This window comes from Pseudomonas azotoformans (genome assembly GCF_001579805.1).
GTDB lineage: Bacteria > Pseudomonadota > Gammaproteobacteria > Pseudomonadales > Pseudomonadaceae > Aquipseudomonas > Aquipseudomonas azotoformans_A.
The window spans coordinates 605,304-623,966 of sequence record NZ_CP014546.1 but is presented as its reverse complement, the minus strand read 5'-3'; the positions used below and the strand labels follow the sequence as shown (position 1 = coordinate 623,966).

Below are 18,663 nucleotides of genomic sequence, written 5' to 3'. Positions count from 1 at the left end.
AAATGTCAGCACTCAACAAGGGGCGTATCACCGTTAGCCGGTTAGCCCTGGCCATCCACTTGGGCCTGTTCGCCGTTGCGGCCCCGGTGTACGCCGCGCAACCCCAGGTGAAGGCTGCACAGCCCGCCGTGTTGATGATTGATATCCCTGCGCAATCCCTGGGCAGTGCCGTGCTGGCATTTGCCGACCAGGCCGGCCTGCAAGTGCTGTTCGACAGCCAGCGCCTGGAAGGCTTGCAGAGTACGGCGGTGAAAGGGCAGTACAGCGTGCAGGAAGGCTTGGCGCGGTTGCTGGGCAACGCCCCGGTGGAGTACCGCTTCAACGGCGAGCGTCAGGTCACCCTGACCCGCGTTGAGCAGAGCGGCGCCGCCTTGGCGCTGGGCACCACCACAATCACCGGCCTGCACCCCAACGATTGGGTGTACTCGTCGCCCCGCTCAGTGAGTGTGGTCGGGCGCGAGCAACTGGATCGCAACCCGCCCCGGCATGCCGCTGAAATGTTGGAGGAGGCGCCGGGCGTCTACTCGGCGGTCAGCCAGCAAGACCCCGGTTTGTCGGTGAATATTCGCGGCATCCAGGACTACGGCCGGGTCAACATGTCCGTGGACGGCATGCGTCAGAACTATCAACAAAGTGGCCACCAGCAACGCAATGGCACGCTGTATGTCGACCCGGAGTTGCTGTCTGAAGTGGTGATCGAAAAGGGCGCCACTTCCACGATGGGTGGGGCAGGAGTGATCGGCGGGGTGGCCAACTTTCGTACCGTGGAAGCGGCCGACCTGCTCAAGGACGGCAAGGAAATCGGCGGGCGCATCCGCTTGACCACGGGCTTGGGCGGGCGCAGCAACGGCACGCACTTCATCGGCAGCTCGGCGTTTGCCGTGGGCACCGACGTGTGGGACATGTTGGTGGCGGCCAGTGAGCGTCACCTCGGTGACTATAAGCCCGGCACCAAGGGCAGCATTGGCGAGTTGCGTACCGGCAGTTCCTTCCTGCCGGCCAGTGAAGACCGGATCAAGAACTCCACTGTGGAATACACCGGTTCGGTGATGCGTTCGCGACTGCTCAAGCTAGGCCTCAACCTGCCGGTGGATCAGCGCCTTCAACTGAGCTACCTGACCACCGAAGTCGGCTACGACGACGTCAACATGATGACCGCCGAAAAAGCCCAGCTTTGGGAGAAACTCGGCAGCAGTGACGTCACGGCGCAGAACTTCGCGCTGGACTACAGCTACACGCCGGACAACCCGCTGATCGATTTCAAGGCCAAGCTTTATTACGTCGATACCCGCAACGATCAGTCCACGCTGACCCGTGGCAGCAGCAAGGGCTACGAGGTCACCTACCAGACCAACACCTATGGTTTCCAGGCACAGAACATTTCGACCTTTGCCTTGAGCGAGCTGTCCGTGATCAAGGCCAACTATGGCCTGGAGTTTTTCTACGACAAGGTCCGCCCGGACTCCAACCAGATGGTGGCCGCCGACTCGGCCGTGACAGCCTCGGCGGCGGAAAGCATCACGCCCAGGGGCGACCGGGCGATGGGCAGCCTGTTCACTCGCCTGGACTACGACTACGACAACTGGCTGAACCTTAACGCCGGGTTGCGCTACGACCGCTATCGGCTGCGCGGCGAAACCGGTTTGAACACCCGTACGTTCATCATCGGCACCACTCGGCAAGTGGGCTTGCCCATGACCTATGACGTGGATCGGGAAGAGGGGCATTTCTCGCCGACCTTTGGCCTGTCGATCAAGCCGGGCGTGGATTGGCTTCAACTCTTCGCCACGTACGGCAAGGGCTGGCGCCCGCCGGCAGTCACCGAAACGTTGGTGAGTGGCCGGCCCCATGGCGGGGGCTCGGAGTCGATTTTCCCCAACCCCTACTTGAAGCCTGAGACGTCCACGTCCTGGGAGGTTGGCTTCAATGTGTTGAAGGAGGACCTGCTGTTCTCCGAAGACCGCGTAGGCATGAAAGTGTCCTACTTCAACACCCGCGTGGATGACTTTTCCTATATGGCCCTGGGCGTGCAGCCGCCGGGTTATGGCATCGCCAATATCGGCAATGCGGCGTACGTGAACAACCTGGAGACCACGCGTTTTCGCGGCCTGGAATACCAGCTGGATTACGACGCCGGGTTCGCCTACGGCCAGTTCAATTACACGCGCATGCTCGGTAGCAATAAGTTCTGCAGCAAGACCGCGTGGCTGGGCGGTGTGACCAAGATCCAGAAAGGGCCCGGCAGCCGGGCGCCAGTCACTGCGATGGTGCCGGATGACGTGGCCAATGCGGGGCAGAGTTGCAGCGCGATCCTGGGCTCCTCAGAGCACATGCCGATGGATCGCGGCACCGCGACGCTGGGCGCGCGCTTCCTTGAGCGCAAGTTGGATGTGGGCGTTCGCGCCCGTTACAGCGGTGGTTACTACGTCAAAGGCGGCGTTGGCGTGACCACTTCGCAAACCGGCGTGTACCCGGCCGACTGGAAGCCCTACACCGTCTATGACCTCTACAGCAGCTACCGCGCCACCGACCAGTTGACCCTGCGCCTGGCCATGGAAAACGTCACCGACCGCGCCTACCTGGTGCCGCTGGGCGACGTGTTGGCCTTCACCCTGGGGCGTGGGCGCACGTTGCAGGGCACCGTTGAATATCAGTTCTGACCGATTTTGCCCAGTGACGGGCAAAACCACAGCAGGCAGTGGCTTGCTGTGGAGATACCACCCCATGACTTGGAGTTTTGCATGAGCATTTCTATTTCATACAGCACGACCTACGCCACTAACACCGTTGCCGAGTACCTGAGCGACTGGTCGGCTTACTTTGGTGACCTGAACCACCGTGAAGGGTCGGTCAAGGAGGGTTCGAACACCGGTGGTTTCAATCCTGGCCCGTTCGATGGCACCCAATACGGTGTGTCGAGCACTGAAAGCAACGCGGCTGTGGTGGCTAACGGCGACCTGCATTACACCTTGTTCAACCCGCCGTCGCACACCTTGTGGGGTTCGATCGACTCCCTGAACCTGGGCACTATCCTGACCGGCGGCGGGGCCGGCGGCAGCTACAGCCTCGCCGAGCAGGAAGTCAGCTTCGCCAACCTGGGCCTGTCGAGCCTGCAGTCCGAAGGCCGTGATGGCCAGGTGCACAAAATCGTGTACGGCCTGATGAGCGGCGACAGCTCGGCACTGGCTTCGGCGATCGACTCCCTGCTCAAGGACATCGACCCAAGCCTGTCGATCAACTCGACGTTCGACCAACTGGCGGCTGCCGGTGTGGCCCATGTGGACTCGGCTTCGGTCGCTGCGTCCGACGTGGCCCTGGTGGGCGTGCAAGACGTGCCTCAGGACTTCGCCCTGGCCGCTTAAGCAAAAAAGCGAATGGAAGATCGCTCTCCCATTCGCCGTTTTACACACCGCTGTCGCCAAGCCTTCTAACTCTTCAGCGACGGCGGTGCCGAATTCTGCGCAGCGTCGCTTTGCCTGTCAACGCGGCGGCGCTGCCCGCTCAACCCCATGAGAATCCCCAGATGCGCCACGTCGGCAACGAAACCCTGGCCGCCCTCACGGCCTATAAAAGTGGCTTCTTCAACATCGGCCTGTTCTCGGCGGTGATCAACCTGCTGATGCTCGCCCCGGCGCTGTACATGCTGCAGGTGTACGACCGGGTGTTGGCCTCGGGCAATCAGATGACCCTGTTGATGCTGACGCTGATGATCCTCGGCCTGTTCGGCCTGATGGGCGCGTTGGAATGGGTGCGCAGTCAGGTGGTGATCCGCCTCGGTACGCAGATGGACATGCGCTTGAACCAGCGCGTGTACGACGCCGCGTTTGAAGCGCAGCTCAAGGGCGGCACCCAGGCGGCGGGCCAGGCGTTGCATGACCTGACCACGCTGCGTCAGTTCGCCACCGGCCAGGCGTTGTTCGCGTTCTTTGATGCGCCTTGGTTTCCGGTGTACCTGCTGGTGATTTTCCTGTTCCATCCCTGGCTCGGTCTGTTGGCGCTAGTCGGCGCGCTGCTATTGATCGTGCTGGCGTGGGTCAACCATCACGTCAGCCAGGCGCCGATGGCCCTGGCCAGCCAACTGTCCATCAGCGCCAGCCAGCAGGCCACGGCCAACCTGCGCAATGCCGACACCATCGAAGCCATGGGCATGCTCGCCACCTTGCGTGCGCGTTGGTTCGGCCAGCACCAGGCGTTTTTGGCGCAGCAGAACCTGGCCAGTGAAAAGACCGCGACCGTTACCGCCTGGTCCAAGGGCGTGCGCCTGGCGCTGCAATCCCTGGTGCTGGGCCTGGGCGCCTTGCTGGCGGTGCAAGGTGATATCACGCCGGGCATGATGATTGCCGGCTCGATCCTGATGGGCCGCGTGCTGAGCCCCATCGACCAATTGATCGGCGTGTGGAAACAGTGGGGTTCGGCGCGCCTGGCGTTTGATCGGTTGTCGCAGATGCTGGAAGCCAATCCCGCACGCCCGCAGCGCATGACGCTGCCGGTGCCCAAAGGCCAACTAAGCGTCGAACAGATCAGCGCCTGTGCCCCCGGCAGCCGTCGACCCGCGTTGGCCAATCTGGGTTTCAATCTGGCAGCTGGGGAAGTCCTGGGCGTGATCGGGCCGTCGGGCTGCGGCAAATCCACCCTCGCTCGGATACTGGTGGGCGCCTGGGCGCCCCTGGCCGGCAAGGTGCGGCTGGATGGCGCCGACTTGGCCTTGTGGGACAAACAGCAGTTGGGCCCGCACATCGGTTACCTGCCGCAAGACATCCAGCTGTTCGCTGGCAGCATCGCGCAAAACATCGCGCGGTTTGCTGAGGTCGACGCGGATAAAGTCCTCGCGGCTGCGCAGATGGCCGGCGTGCATGATCTGATCCTGCAACTGCCCCAAGGCTACGACACGCAATTGGGAGAAGGCGGTGCTGGGCTTTCCGGTGGCCAGAAGCAACGCGTTGCACTGGCCCGTGCGCTATACGGCCTGCCTGCGCTGATCGTGCTGGATGAGCCCAACGCCAACCTGGATGAAGTGGGCGAGCAGGCTTTGCTCCAGGCGATCGCCCAGCTCAAGCAACAGCGCCGCACCGTGATCCTGATCACCCACAAACCCAACGTGCTGACCCTGACCGACCAGTTGCTGATCCTCAAGGAAGGTCAGCTGCAGGCCTTCGGGCCGACGGCGCGTGTGTTGGAGGCACGGCAGAAACCGGCAGCGCCCAAACCGGTATCGACCATGAGCATGAGCTACCGCCTCGGTGAAGGAAAACAGGCATGAACCCGAGCAAACCTGTGTTGGTCAGCGACGCACCAAGCAACGTGCTGGCGCTGGATGACAAAAAGTACTCGCGCCTGGGTTGGCTGTTGGTACTCGGCGGTTTTGCCGGCTTCCTCGGATGGGCCGCGCTGGCACCGTTGGACAAGGGCGTGGCAGTGCCGGGCAAGGTCATGGTCTCGGGCCATCGCAAGACCGTGCAGCACCCGGCCGGGGGCATTGTCGAACGTATCGACGTACGCGATGGCGACGTGGTAAGCGCCGGTCAAGTGTTGTTGCGCTTGAAGGAAACCCCGTTGCGGGGGCAGATGCAGTCCCTGCGCAGCCAGTACTTGGCGTCGCTGGCCAGCGAGGCGCGCTTGAGTGCCGAAAGTGAAGGGTTGGCGGCGATCACCTTCAACGCTGAATTGCTTAACGATCCGCAGGCGGCGGGCACCTTGAGCCTGCAACGGCAGTTGTTCAATAGCCGCGCCCAGGCCTTGGCCACCGAGCAACAAGGCTTGCGTGAAACCATCGCCGGGGCCGAGGCGCAACTGCGCGGTACGCGGGATTCGCAGGCGAGCAAAGTCCAGCAGCGCGCGGCGCTGAATGAGCAGTTGCAGGGCCTGCGCGAGTTGGCGCGTGAGGGTTATATCCCGCGCAACCGCCTGCTCGACAGCGAACGACTGTACTCACAGATCGACGGCGCCATCGCCGAGGACTACGGTCGCATCGGCCAACTGCAACGCCAGGTGATGGAGCTGCGCCTGCGCATCCGCCAGCTCGGCGAAGACTTCCAGAAGGACCTGCGCGGCCAGTTGGCCGAGACCCGCACCCGCAGCGATGACCTGCGCAATCGCCTGGCTTCGGCCGAGTTCGAATTGGCGAACAGCCTGGTGCGTGCGCCCGCAAGCGGCGTGGTGGTGGGGTTGGACGTGTACACCGAAGGCGGCGTGATCAAGCCCGGCCAGGCGCTGATGGACATCGTGCCCCAGGGCGAGCCCTTGCTGGTGGAGGCGCGGGTGCCGGTGCAAATGGTCGACAAGGTGCATCCCGGCCTGCCGGTGGAACTGATGTTTTCGGCCTTCAACCAATCCACTACGCCACGGGTGGCCGGTGAGGTGACGCTGGTCTCGGCGGACCGTCAGGTCGATGAACGCACCGATGAGCCCTATTACACGCTGCGCGCCCAGGTCAGTGCGGCCGGTATGCAGCAATTGGACGGTGTGCAGATCCGCCCAGGCATGCCGGTGGAAACCTTCGTCAAGACCGGCGAGCGCTCGATGCTCAACTATCTGTTCAAACCCCTGATGGATCGCACCCATATGGCCTTGGTGGAAGAATGAAGGCGCTGTTGTTTACCCTGTGTTTCGGTTGTACCTCGGCGGCCCACGCTCTGGGTTTGCTGGATGCCTACGACTTGGCCCTGCGCAATGATCCGACGTTTCAGGCTGCCATCCAGGAGCGTGAAGGAGGTGAAGAAAACCGCGCGATCGGCCGTGCGGCGTTGTTGCCGAATTTGTCGTGGAGCTATAACAACTCGCGCAACGAGTCCGAAGTAACGGCGGGTGATGTCAAAAGCGACCGTGATTACCGCAGCTATGCGTCGACCCTGACCTTGCAGCAGCCGCTGCTGGATTACGAAGCCTATGCGCGTTTTCGCCAGGGCACCGCTCAGGCCTTGATGGCTGATGAACGCTTTCGCGGCAAGAGCCAGGAACTGGCGGTGCGGGTACTCAATGCCTACAGCCAGGCGTTGTTGGCCCAGGAACGCATCGAGCTGAGCCGTGCACAGAAGCGTGCGTATGCCGAGCGCTTGCAACTCAATGATCGTCTTCTAAAAGGCGGTGAAGGCACACGCACCGATGTGCTGGAAACCCAGGCGCGCCTGAGCCTGGCCCAGGCCGAAGAAATCGAATCGCAAGACGCCCAGGACAGCGCCTTGCGCGAGCTGGAAGCCATCGTCGGCCAACCGTTGCAGATCGAAGAACTGGCGCCGCTGACGCGCCAATTCGAGATTCCGCCCCTGGAGCCCAACCGTTTCGAGACCTGGCGCGAACTGGCCATGGCCAACAACCCGGAACTCAAATCCCAGCACCATGCCCTGGACGTGGCCTCCTATGAAGTGGAACGCAAACGTGCAGGCCATCTGCCCAAGGTCAGCTTGTACGCCACCAGCCGTCAGACCAACTCCGACTCGGAAAGCAGCTACAACCAGAAGTACGACACCAATACCGTCGGCATCCAGGTCAGTTTGCCGCTGTTTGCCGGTGGTGGTGTGTCGGCGTCGACCCGCCAGGCGGCAAACCAGTTGTCCCAGGCCCAATACGAGTTGGACGCGCAAACCTCGGCCACCCTGGTGGAGTTGCGCAAACAGTTCAACCTCAACACCAGTGGCGCGGCGAAAGTGCGTGCCTATGAGATGGCCGTCAGCTCCGCCACTGCCTTGGTTGCCGCGACGAAAAAGAGTGTGGCCGGTGGTGAGCGGGTCAACCTCGACGTGCTCGACGCCGAACAACAACTCTTCACCGCCCGCCGTGATTTGGCGAATGCGCGACATGCGTATCTGCTGGCGAGGATTCAGCTGAAGTATTACGCGGGGTTGCTGAGCGAGCAGGACTTGCGGGCCTTGGCAGGGTATTTCCAGCCCTCGGCATGAGCGGTTACAACCCGGCATTCGCCGGGTTTTTTGTGCTTACTAATCTGTGAAACAGCTCTGGGAAATGGAGCCGGTTGTCGGGTGACAAGGGAAAATTGTTACTTGGCGGAAAATAACCTAACGGATGGGTTACGATGAGAGTAGGCACTTACAAAGGCTATGTGATTTCGGTGTTTATCAGGGATGAGCATTGCCCGCCCCATGTGCATGTGCGGGGGAACGAATGGGATGCGCGTTTTCGTTTCAGCTTTCTGCATGGGGAAGTGGAGTTGTGGGACGTAGAGCCTGAGCGGCGGCAGCCACCCATGGCGGTTTTGAAAGAAATACGTGGGGCGATCATGCAGCGGCACTACTTGGCGCGGGCACGCAGGATCTGGTGGGAATACCTGCAAACGGTCTGCCTGGAGAATCATTCCTGGGATTGGGACGCCGGTGAATTGGTGCCAGGGTTGGTGATTCGACGTGGAGTCCATGTCATCGCAAGCGCCCGGCACGATGTCGTGGCGCAACGGACAATTCTGAATCTGGTAAGAGCACCAGACTGCGTGGGGATTGATTTATGAAAATCGTAAAAGCCAAAGCTGTACCCTATAAACCGCTCACTGAGGCCGACGTCGAAAAGGCGATAGCCCGAGGGCGCAAGACACGGCACCTTTATGCCCGTGCCAGCTCTGTGCGTTATGAAGACAACTGCATTTCCATCGGCTTTAGCGACGGCAGTCGTGTTGTACTGCCAGTGGCTGGTCTGCCCGAGTTCGAGGGGTTTTCCCTGGAGGACTTTGCGCAACTGGAAGTTGGCTTTGGCGGCAAGGCGCTGTGCTGTGAGGCCCAGGACCTGGACGTTTCAGTCACGGGCCTGATCGCCACCAGCAAACCGCTGATGGACCTGGCCACCAGCCTGGTGGCCTCGCGCAACGGCCGCAAAAGCAGCGCCGCCAAAGCCGCCGCCGCCCGTGCCAATGGCAAGAAGGGCGGGCGGCCGCGCAAGAAGGAACCGGAAGACGTTGAGTTACCGCCGGGTCAATAACACCCCGGACTCCATATGGTGCGTCCACGGGAACTGGTCAAACATCGCACACTGGGTGATCTTGTGCGTGTCATGCAGTTGCGCAATGTTCGCCGCCAACGTCTCCGGGTTGCAGGAGATGTACAGGATGTTGTCGAAGCGCCGGGTCAACTCGCAGGTGTCCGGGTCCATGCCGGCGCGCGGCGGGTCGACGAAGACGCTGCCGAATTCATAGCTTTTCAGGTCGATGCCGTGCAGGCGACGGAACGGACGCACTTCGTTCAGCGCTTCGGTGAGTTCTTCGGCTGACAGGCGCACCAGGGTGACGTTATCCACCGCGTTTTCATCGAGGTTGCTCAGCGCCGCATTCACCGAGGTCTTGCTGATTTCGGTAGCCAGTACTTTGCGCACGCGGGTGGCCAGGGGCAGGGTGAAGTTGCCGTTGCCGCAATACAGCTCCAGCAGATCATCCGGGCGATCACCCAGGGCTTCATAAGCCCAGTTGAGCATCTTCTGGTTCACCGTGCCGTTGGGCTGGGTGAAGGCGCCTTCGGGTTGGCGGTAGCTGAAGGTGCGGCCGCCGACGTCGAGTTTTTCCACCACGTAGTCATGGCCGATCACATCGCGCTTGCCCTTGGAGCGGCCGATGATGCTGACATTCAAGTCAGCTGCCAGTTGGTTAGCGGCGGTGTGCCAATGCTCGTCCAGCGGGCGGTGATAGCACAGGGTGATCATCGCGTCGCCGGCCAGGGTAGTGAGGAACTCCACTTGGAACAGCTTGTGGCTCAGGGCGGCGCTGGCTTGCCAGGCGGCCTTGAGTTGCGGCATCAACTGGTTGATACGCAGGCTGGCGATGGGGAATTCTTCGATCAGGATCGGCGTGCGCTTGTCGTCCTGGGAAAACATCGCGTAGTGGCGCTCACCGCCCTCGCGCCACAGGCGGAACTCCGCGCGCAGACGGAAGTGCTGCAGCGGCGAGTCGAAGACCTGCGGCGCTGGCGCGTCGAACGGGGCCAGCAGGTCACGCAAGCGCGTGACCTTGTCTTGCAGTTGAGCGGTGTAGCTTGCGGCGTCAAAAGTCATGCGTTGAACCAGCCCAGCTTGATCACAAATAGAATCGACAGAATCACCAGCGCCGGGTTCAGCTCACGGTAGCGGCCCGAAAGCAGCTTGATGGCGGTCCAGGCGATGAAACCGAAGGCGATGCCGTTGGCGATGGAATAGGTGAAAGGCATCGCCAGGGCGGTGATCACCACCGGCGCTGCAACGGTGATGTCGTCCCAGTCGATTTCGGCCAGGCCCTGGGTCATCAACACCGCCACGAACAGCAGTGCCGGCGCAGTGGCGAAGGCCGGTACGCTGGCGGCCAGCGGCGAGAAGAACAGGGCCAACAGGAACAGGATCGCGACCACGATGGCGGTCAAGCCGGTGCGGCCACCGGCGCTCACGCCTGCAGCCGATTCAATGTAGCTGGTGGTGGTCGACGTACCCAGCAGCGAGCCGGCCATGGCGGCGGTACTGTCGGCGATCAGCGCACGGCCCATTTTCGGCATGTGACCGTCCTTGCCCATCAGGCCGGCACGCTTGGCCACGCCGATCAGGGTGCCGGAGTTGTCGAACAGGTCAACGAACAGGAAGGCGAAGATCACGCTGACCAGGCCGATATCCAACGCGCCTTTGATATCCAGTTGCAGGAAGGTCGGTGCCAGGGAAGGCGGCATCGAGACAACGCCGCCGAACGCGGTGACGCCCAGCAGGATCGAAACGATGGTCACCGCCAGGATGCCGATCAGCACGGCACCGCGTACCGCCAAGGCTTCCAGGGCGACGATCAGGATAAAGCCGAACGTAGCCAGGATCGGCGCGGGTTTTTTCAGGTCACCCAGGCCCACGAGAGTGTTGGGGTTGCCGACTACGATGCCGGCGTTGTGCAGGGCGATCAACGCCAGGAACAGGCCGATACCGGCGGCAATCGCCGAGCGCAGCGGCAGTGGGATGGCGTTGATGATCCATTCACGAATACGGAAGATCGACAGCAGGAAGAACAGCACCGCCGAAATAAACACCGCACCCAGCGCCACCTGCCAGGTATGGCCCATGTGCAGGACCACGGTGTAGGTAAAGAAGGCGTTGAGGCCCATGCCCGGCGCGAGGGCGATCGGGTAGTTGGCGATCAGGCCCATCACGGTCGAACCGATGGCAGCGGCCAGGCAGGTCGCGACGAACACCGCGCCCTTGTCCATGCCGGTCTCGCCGAGGATGCTCGGGTTCACGAACAGAATGTAGGCCATGGCCAGGAATGTCGTGATGCCCGCGAGAATTTCGGTGCGCACGTTGGTGTTGTGTGCCTTGAGTTGAAACAGCTTTTCCAGCATGCCGGCTCCCTGTGACGCTCTGTGGCGTCGTGATTTGTTGACCTCTAAGTCAAAGCACAAACTGCGCCAAGCGCCTGTGGTTTCAGAGAGGATCGGAAAAAGCGGCGCATCATACCAGCAGCCGAGGCCTTGAGGCATACTGCGCCGACGTTTAAACGAAGGTCACTTGCCGCATGAAAAACCCCAGCCCGTGGAGTCTAGCCCTGATCCCCTGTATCGGCCTGTTGCTCGGCGCAGCACCGGCCTGGGGCGCGACTGCACCGCCGTTGAGCGAAGTGCGTGTGTTCCAGGTCGAGTCGGCAGCGTGTAAGGAAAGCATCCCCGAGCGCGCGCAGAGCACACAGATGTGTACGCACCGTGGGCCTACCAAGGTTTCCGTGATGGAGGTGGGCCTGGGTAACAACCCCATGGGCCGCTTCGATGGCGCCGAATTGAATGGGCAACGCACGGCGGTTTGTCAGGTCGGCAACATCAGCGAAGTGTGCAACGGCGCGGGCACACTGATGGGCTACATCTATGTGTTTGACCTGAATGTCGAGGCCCAAGGCTGGTTCCAGTACAGCAATTCCTCGATCAACCCGCCGCAAAATACCCTGACCACGCAGCTCAATATCCGCTGATCAATCAGCTTGAACGCTCAATACCCCGGGAAGTCGTACCCCTGAGACGGCGACTTTCCTAACGCCGCGGATGTACACCAACCCGTGAGGTGTTTATGAGCGCGACCCCCAATGGCGCGGCGGCCCAGCCGTTCGTCAGCCACTCGATACGCCTGCGCCTCAACGGCCAGGACCGCCAGCTGGATGTGTTGCCCTGGACCACGCTGCTTGACCTGTTGCGCGAACAGCTCGACTTGGTTGGCAGCAAAAAAGGCTGCGACCACGGCCAATGCGGTGCCTGCACGGTGCTGCGCGACGGCAAGCGCATCAATGCCTGCCTGACCCTGGCGGTGATGTGCGACGGCGCCGAGCTGACCACCATCGAAGGCCTGGCCGACGGCGACCAACTGCACCCGATGCAGCAAGCCTTCATCACACACGACGCCTTCCAATGCGGTTACTGCACCCCCGGCCAGATCTGCTCGGCGGTCGGCTTGACCAATGAAGGCCGCGCCTACGACCCTGCCCAGATCCAGGAGCTGATGAGCGGCAACCTGTGTCGCTGCGGCGCCTACAGCAATATCCGCGATGCCATTGCAGACGTCGTGGGAGGTGAGCGATGAATCCCTTCCACTACAGCAAGCCGGCCGATGTGCAGGAAGCGGTACACCTGAGCAGCGCCGCCTCGCGGTTCATCGCGGGTGGTACCAACCTGCTGGACCTGATGAAAGAAAACATCAGCCGCCCCGAGCATCTCATCGACATCACAGGGCTGCCGTTAAATGAGGTTCAGGCAACCGCCGAGGGCGGACTGCTGATCGGCGCCCTGGTGAGCAACGCCGACCTGGCCTGGCACCCGCTGATCGAACAGCGTTACCCGCTGCTGTCCCAGGCCATCCTCGCGGGTGCCTCGCCGCAGCTGCGCAATATGGCCAGTACCGGCGGCAATCTGTTGCAGCGCACCCGTTGTTACTACTTTTATGACGCCACGGTGCCGTGCAATAAGCGCGAGCCCGGCAGCGGCTGCCCGGCACGCACGGGGTTGAATCGCATTCATGCCATTCTCGGCGCCAGTGAACAGTGCGTCGCGACCCATCCTTCCGACATGTGCGTGGCGTTGGCGGCGTTGGACGCGCGAGTGCATGTGGAAGGTCGTGCAGGTGCTCGTGTTATCGAGTTTGCCGACTTCCATCGCCTGCCCGGCGATGCGCCGCAGCGTGATAACCAATTGGCTGACGATGAGCTGATCACCGCCATCGAACTGCCCGCCGACAACCTGGCAAACCACAGCAACTACCTGAAAATCCGCGACCGCGCTTCCTATGCGTTCGCCCTGGTGTCCGTTGCTGCAGCGTTGGAGCTGGACGGCGACCGCATCGTCGACGCGCGCCTGGCCCTTGGCGGCGTGGCCCATAAACCCTGGCGTGATCGTGCCGTGGAAGCCGCGTTGATCGGCCAGCTCGTCAGCCGCGAAACCTTCAGCCACGCCGCCGACGCGCTGCTGCAAGACGCAGAACCCCTGGAACACAACGGCTTCAAGATCAAGCTGGCACGCCGGGGGATTATTCGTGCCCTGAGTGATGCGGCTGTCGCAGGAGAGCGCCCATGACCGCTATCGGCAAACCCTTGGACCGGGTCGACGGTCTGCTCAAGGTCACAGGTAAAGCGCGTTATGCCGGTGAGTTTTCCGAGGAAGGCCTGCTGCACGGCAGCGTGGTCTCCAGTACCGTCGCCAAAGGCCGTGTGTTGCACATCGATGCTTCCAAGGCACTGGCGCTGCCGGGCGTGGTGGCGGTGATCCATCACCTCAACCGCCCCAAAATCGCCAGCTATGATGACGCTTTCCAGGACGCCGACGCCGCCGACGGCTCGCCGTTTCGTCCGCTCTACAACGATCGCGTGCTGTACAGCGGCCAGCCGCTGGCCCTGGTGATCGCCGACAACCTTGAACTGGCGCGGCATGCCGGTTCACTGGTGGACATCGAATACGAAACCGAAGCCTTCGAAACCGACTTGGTGGCCCTGCAGGATCAGGCCCACGCCTCGCCGCAAACCCCGCCCGAACCGCGTGGCAACTTCCAGGCCGAATGGACCGCTGCCGCCGTCAGCCTGGATGTGCACTACAGCACGCCCATCGAACATCACAACCCGATGGAGCCCCACGCCAGCACGGTGCTGTATCAGCCGGACGGCACCCTGCATATCCATGACAAGACCCAGGGCCCGCAGAACTGCCAGGCCTATGTGCAAAAAGTCTTCGGCCTGGATAAAAGCCAGGTGCGCATCTTCGCCGCGTTTGTTGGTGGCGCGTTTGGTTCCGGCCTGCGCCCGCAGTACCAATTGCCGCTGGCCGTGATGGCCTCGTTGGCGCTCAAGCGTTCGGTGCGGGTCACGCTGACGCGCCAGCAGATGTTCACGTTTGGCTATCGCCCGCGCACATTACAGCGCCTGCAACTCGGCGCCGCCGCCAACGGGCGCTTGCTGGCATTGGGGCACACAGCCATTGGCCAGACCTCGCGCTTCGAAGACTTCAGCGAACACGTCGTGGAATGGAGCGGCATGCTCTACCACTGCGACAACGTACAGCTGACCTACAAACTGGTGCCCCTGGACGTGTTCACGCCGTTGGACATGCGTGCGCCCGGCGCAGCCCTCGGCGTGATCGGCCTGGAGTGCGCCATGGATGAACTGGCCTGCGCGCTAGGCATCGACCCGGTGCAACTGCGGCTGATCAACTACGCCGAACGCAACCAGAACGACGACAAGCCCTGGTCGAGCAAAGCCCTGCGCGAGTGTTACCGTGAAGGCGCCGAGCGATTTGGCTGGCGCCAGCGCAACCCGGAACCGCGCAGCATGCGCGACGGCCGCCAGTTGATCGGTTGGGGCATGGCCGGCGGCGTGTGGGAAGCCATGCAGATGAAGGCCAGCGCCAAGGCGCGCATCGATGCGCTGGGCAAGCTGACCGTCAGCAGCGCCACCACCGATATCGGCACCGGTACCTACACGGTGATGACCCAGATTGCGGCCCAGGCCAGTGGTGTGGCGGTCGAAGACGTGGCATTTCTGCTGGGTGATTCATCATTGCCCACCGCGCCGTTGCAGGGCGGTTCATTCACCGTGTCCTCCGTCGGCACTGCCGTGCAGCAAGCCTGCGAGGCCTTGAATGCCAAACTGCTGAACATCGCACGGCAGACTTACCCGGTGTTCAAGGACGCCGAAACCGTGCGCTTCGAAGAGGGCCAACTGCATACCGGCGACGTGAGTGTGTCGCTGGCACAGTTGGTCAAGGACAGCGGCGAAGATGCGCTGGAGATGCAGGTCGACAGTGAGCCCGATAAAAAACGCGAGGGCTACAGCACGGCCACCCACTCAGCTGTCTTCGTCGAAGTGCAGGTGGATGAAGACCTGGGCACCATCAAGGTTCGTCGGGTAGTCAGCGCGATTGCCGCCGGGCGAGTGGTCAACCCGAAGATGGCCCGCAGCCAGATCCTCGGCGGGGTGGTGTGGGGCATCGGCATGGCATTGCATGAAGAAACCCAGATCGACCATCAGTTGGGGCGCTATATGAACCATAGCCTGGCGGAGTACCACATTCCGGTTAACGCCGATATTGGCGACATTGATGTGGTGTTTGTCGAAGAACCCGACGAGATCGTCAATGCCTTGGGGTCCAAGGGCGTCGGTGAGATTGGTATCGTCGGGGTCGCAGCGGCGGTGGCCAATGCGATTTATCACGCCACCGGCAAGCGGGTGCGGGAATTTCCCATCACCCTCGACAAGGTGCTCTAGACCTTCGCGGGTTCTTCCACGGGCACATGCATGCGGTCACGGTTGGCCAGGGTCGGGAACAGCTTGATCCAGACCCCGGTCACCACCAGCGTTCCGATCCCGCCCATGACCACGGCGGGCACGGTGCCGAACCAGTGGGCGGTAATCCCGGATTCGAACTCGCCCAACTGGTTGGACGCGCCGATAAACAAGCCATTGACCGCACTGACCCGCCCGCGCATTTCATCCGGCGTCTCCAACTGCACAAAGGAGGCGCGGATGACCATGCTGATCATGTCCGCCGCGCCCAGCACCACCAGCACGCCTAAGGAAAACCAGAACGAAGTCGACAGGCCGAAGGCGATGGTCGCCACGCCGAACACGCCGACGGCGGTGAACATCACACGGCCCACATGGCGGTCCACCGAAAACCGTGCCAGCCACAGCGACATCAACAACGCGCCCACCGCCGGGGCCGAACGCAGCAGGCCCAGGCCCCAGGCGCCGGTCAACAGGATGTCTTTGGCAAACACCGGCAGCAACGCGGTGGCGCCGCCCAGCAGCACGGCGAACAGGTCAAGGGAGATGGCGCCGAGGATGTCCGGGCGGCTGCGGATGAAACGGATACCGGCGAGCAGGGAGTCCAGGGTCGCCTTGCCTTTGTTGAGCGGCGTCTGGCGGGCGGGCAAATTCAGGGTCAGCACGCAGGCGATAAGGTACAGCACCACCGTGGGGCCATAGACCCACACGCTGCCAAACGCGTAGAGCAATCCGCCGAGGGCCGGGGCGACGATGGTTGCCAGTTGCTGGGCCGACTGCGACGAGGCCACGGCTCGCGGGAATAAAATGCTGGGGACGATGCTGGGCAGCATCGCCTGGGTGGTGGGCATTTCAAACGAACGCGCGGCACCGAGCAGGAAGGCGAGGATGAAGATCATCTCGCGGGTCACATTGCCGGTCAGCCCGCCGATGGCCAGGGACAGTGCGATCAACGCCTGCACGGTCTGGCAGATGGCTGCGACCTTGCGCCGTTCATAGCGGTCGGCCACATGCCCGGTGTGCAGCATGAACAATACGCGTGGCACGAATTCCACCAGGCCGACCAGGCCCAGGTCCAGCACATTGCCGGTCAGTTGGTAGAGGTTCCAACCGATGGCCACCGTGAGCATCTGGAAACCGCTGGCGGTGAAGATGCGCGCCAGCCAGAACGCGATGAAAGGGCGGTGGTGACGCAACAACAACGCGGGTTCACTAGGCATCGGGGGGTCAGGTCAGGGCCGGAGGGAACGCCGAGATTATCATCAAGTTGTAACAGATAGTTGCAAGAACTGATCTGAGGCAGTCTGTCACGCGGCAAAAGACCACGCCGTCCTACATCGAAAATGGGACTACTCTTTCAGCAATGCTTGATCCAGATCAATGTCCGCCCGGGCATCGGCCTGGCGGCCGCAAGGCCAGATTCCCTACGCGGTGGGTTAAAAAAAGAAACGAATTGAAATTCGCCAGACTCCATATCCGTGGGGGCAGTGGGTGCAGGCTCCCGCCAGCAGCCGGTATTACCTGACAGAGGAAGACTTATGTTCGGTTTGGAGGCGCTAGATCTCGCCCGAATTCAATTTGCATTCACCATCTCTTTCCACATCCTGTTCCCGGCGATCACCATCGGCCTGGCCAGTTACCTCGCGGTGCTGGAAGGTTTGTGGCTCAAGACGCACAACGACACCTACCGTGACCTCTACCATTTCTGGTCGAAGATCTTTGCCGTCAACTTCGGCATGGGCGTGGTCTCCGGGTTAGTCATGGCCTACCAGTTCGGCACCAACTGGAGCCGCTTCTCGGACTTTGCCGGCGCCGTCACCGGGCCGCTTCTGACGTACGAAGTGCTCACGGCCTTCTTCCTCGAGGCCGGTTTCCTGGGCGTGATGCTGTTCGGCTGGAACAAGGTGGGGCGCAACCTGCACTTCTTCTCCACCGTGATGGTGGCTGTGGGCACCTTGATTTCCACGTTCTGGATCCTCTCGTCCAACAGCTGGATGCAGACGCCCCAGGGCTTTGAAATCATTGATGGCCGCGTGATCCCGACCGATTGGTTCGCCGTGGTCTTCAACCCCTCGTTCCCTTATCGCCTGGCGCACATGGCCACGGCGGCGTTCGTAGCGACTGCGTTCTTCGTCGGCTCCTCGGCGGCCTGGCACTTGCTGCGAGGCAAGGACAACCCGGCGATCCGCAAAATGCTCTCGATGGCGATGTGGATGGCGCTGATCGTCGCGCCTATCCAGGCCGTGATCGGTGACTTCCACGGGCTGAATACGTTGAAGCACCAACCGGCGAAAATCGCCGCGATTGAGGGCCACTGGGAAAACATCGGCAACGAACCGACGCCGTTGATCTTGTTCGGCTGGCCGGACATGAAAGAGGAAAGGACCAAGTACGCCGTCGAGATCCCGTACCTGGGCAGCCTGATCCTCACCCACTCCCTGGACAAACAGGTGCCGGCGCTCAAGGAGTTCCCGCCTGAGGACCGCCCCAACTCCACCATCGTGTTCTGGTCGTTCCGGGTCATGGTCGGCCTCGGCTTCCTGATGATCTTCACCGGCCTGTTCAGCCTCTGGCTGCGCCGGGGCGACAAGATGTACACGTCCAAACCGTTCCTCTACCTGGCATTGTGGATGGGCCCGTCCGGCTTGATCGCGATTCTTGCCGGCTGGTTCACCACCGAGATCGGCCGTCAGCCGTGGGTGGTCTACGGCTTGATGCGCACCGCGGATGCGTCCTCCGGGCATAGCCTTGCTCAGATGACCATCACCCTGGTGTTGTTCGTGGTGGTGTACTTCGCGCTGTTCGGTGCAGGCCTGGGCTACATGATGCGCCTGGTGCGCAAAGGCCCTGTGACCCACGAAGGCACCGAGCCAACCCACGGTGGCCCTGGCCAGAAACGCACACCGGCCCGTCCGTTGTCGGCTGCCGATGATGATGGCAACGATGACGACCACACCCACATCCAGCACAAGGGGCATTGA

General features: G+C 62.0%; 15 protein-coding genes. 12 read left to right on the top strand and 3 right to left on the bottom strand.

The features are described 5' to 3' along the window. The first annotated feature begins 2 nt into the window (after positions 1-2). The 7 genes from AYR47_RS02870 (at position 3) to AYR47_RS02840 (ending at position 8,922) form a co-directional block, all read left to right on the top strand. Positions 3-2,660, top strand: coding sequence for a TonB-dependent receptor (locus AYR47_RS02870; RefSeq protein ID WP_061434263.1), 2,658 nt, complete (start codon positions 3-5; stop codon positions 2,658-2,660). A gap of 81 nt (positions 2,661-2,741) precedes the next feature. After that, positions 2,742-3,362: a heme acquisition protein HasA gene (locus AYR47_RS02865; protein ID WP_033897897.1), complete on the top strand. Its 621-nt coding sequence runs from the start codon at positions 2,742-2,744 to the stop codon at positions 3,360-3,362. Positions 3,363-3,523: 161 nt separating this feature from the next. Then, positions 3,524-5,260 (top strand): type I secretion system permease/ATPase, encoded by a 1,737-nt coding sequence (locus AYR47_RS02860; protein ID WP_061434261.1) that lies wholly within the window; start codon positions 3,524-3,526, stop codon positions 5,258-5,260. After that, on the top strand, positions 5,257-6,582 hold the full coding sequence (locus AYR47_RS02855) for an HlyD family type I secretion periplasmic adaptor subunit (protein ID WP_061434259.1): 1,326 nt from the start codon (positions 5,257-5,259) through the stop codon (positions 6,580-6,582). The genes AYR47_RS02860 and AYR47_RS02855 overlap by 4 nt, the downstream gene beginning before the upstream one ends. Further along, complete coding sequence (locus tag AYR47_RS02850; RefSeq protein WP_061434257.1) at positions 6,579-7,895, top strand: TolC family outer membrane protein; 1,317 nt, start codon at positions 6,579-6,581, stop codon at positions 7,893-7,895. The genes AYR47_RS02855 and AYR47_RS02850 overlap by 4 nt, the downstream gene beginning before the upstream one ends. A gap of 134 nt (positions 7,896-8,029) precedes the next feature. Next, positions 8,030-8,458, top strand: coding sequence for a DUF4160 domain-containing protein (locus tag AYR47_RS02845; RefSeq protein WP_061434256.1), 429 nt, complete (start codon positions 8,030-8,032; stop codon positions 8,456-8,458). Beyond that, entirely contained in the window at positions 8,455-8,922 is a 468-nt protein-coding gene (locus AYR47_RS02840; protein WP_061434255.1) for a DUF2442 domain-containing protein, read from the top strand. The genes AYR47_RS02845 and AYR47_RS02840 overlap by 4 nt, the downstream gene beginning before the upstream one ends. Here AYR47_RS02840 and trmA read toward each other — a convergent pair. Both trmA and AYR47_RS02830 read right to left on the bottom strand, forming a co-directional pair. Then, positions 8,905-9,984, bottom strand: coding sequence for a tRNA (uridine(54)-C5)-methyltransferase TrmA (gene trmA / locus AYR47_RS02835; protein WP_038847591.1), 1,080 nt, complete (start codon positions 9,982-9,984; stop codon positions 8,905-8,907). The genes AYR47_RS02840 and trmA overlap by 18 nt on opposite strands. After that, the gene (locus AYR47_RS02830) at positions 9,981-11,276 is read right to left on the bottom strand and encodes an NCS2 family permease (protein WP_033897883.1); all 1,296 of its coding nucleotides are present in this window, start codon (positions 11,274-11,276) and stop codon (positions 9,981-9,983) included. The genes trmA and AYR47_RS02830 overlap by 4 nt, the downstream gene beginning before the upstream one ends. A 173-nt stretch (positions 11,277-11,449) precedes the next feature. Here AYR47_RS02830 and AYR47_RS02825 point away from each other — a divergent pair, with 173 nt between their 5' ends. The 4 genes from AYR47_RS02825 to AYR47_RS02810 all read left to right on the top strand — a co-directional run bounded on the left by AYR47_RS02825 (position 11,450) and on the right by AYR47_RS02810 (position 15,664). Continuing rightward, positions 11,450-11,896: a DUF4879 domain-containing protein gene (locus tag AYR47_RS02825; protein WP_061434254.1), complete on the top strand. Its 447-nt coding sequence runs from the start codon at positions 11,450-11,452 to the stop codon at positions 11,894-11,896. Between the two features lie 95 nt (positions 11,897-11,991). Further along, positions 11,992-12,498, top strand: coding sequence for a (2Fe-2S)-binding protein (locus AYR47_RS02820; RefSeq protein ID WP_061434253.1), 507 nt, complete (start codon positions 11,992-11,994; stop codon positions 12,496-12,498). Beyond that, the gene (locus AYR47_RS02815; protein ID WP_061434251.1) at positions 12,495-13,484 is read left to right on the top strand and encodes an FAD binding domain-containing protein; all 990 of its coding nucleotides are present in this window, start codon (positions 12,495-12,497) and stop codon (positions 13,482-13,484) included. The genes AYR47_RS02820 and AYR47_RS02815 overlap by 4 nt, the downstream gene beginning before the upstream one ends. Further along, positions 13,481-15,664, top strand: coding sequence for a xanthine dehydrogenase family protein molybdopterin-binding subunit (locus AYR47_RS02810; RefSeq protein WP_061434249.1), 2,184 nt, complete (start codon positions 13,481-13,483; stop codon positions 15,662-15,664). The genes AYR47_RS02815 and AYR47_RS02810 overlap by 4 nt, the downstream gene beginning before the upstream one ends. On the opposite strand, the gene AYR47_RS02805 is transcribed toward AYR47_RS02810, so the two are convergent. Further along, positions 15,661-16,902: an MFS transporter gene (locus tag AYR47_RS02805; protein ID WP_061434247.1), complete on the bottom strand. Its 1,242-nt coding sequence runs from the start codon at positions 16,900-16,902 to the stop codon at positions 15,661-15,663. The two genes, AYR47_RS02810 and AYR47_RS02805, sit on opposite strands and share 4 nt — an antisense overlap. 318 nt (positions 16,903-17,220) lie before the next feature. Between AYR47_RS02805 and AYR47_RS02800 the strand changes: the two genes are divergently transcribed. Further along, positions 17,221-18,663 (top strand): cytochrome ubiquinol oxidase subunit I, encoded by a 1,443-nt coding sequence (locus AYR47_RS02800; RefSeq protein ID WP_033897875.1) that lies wholly within the window; start codon positions 17,221-17,223, stop codon positions 18,661-18,663.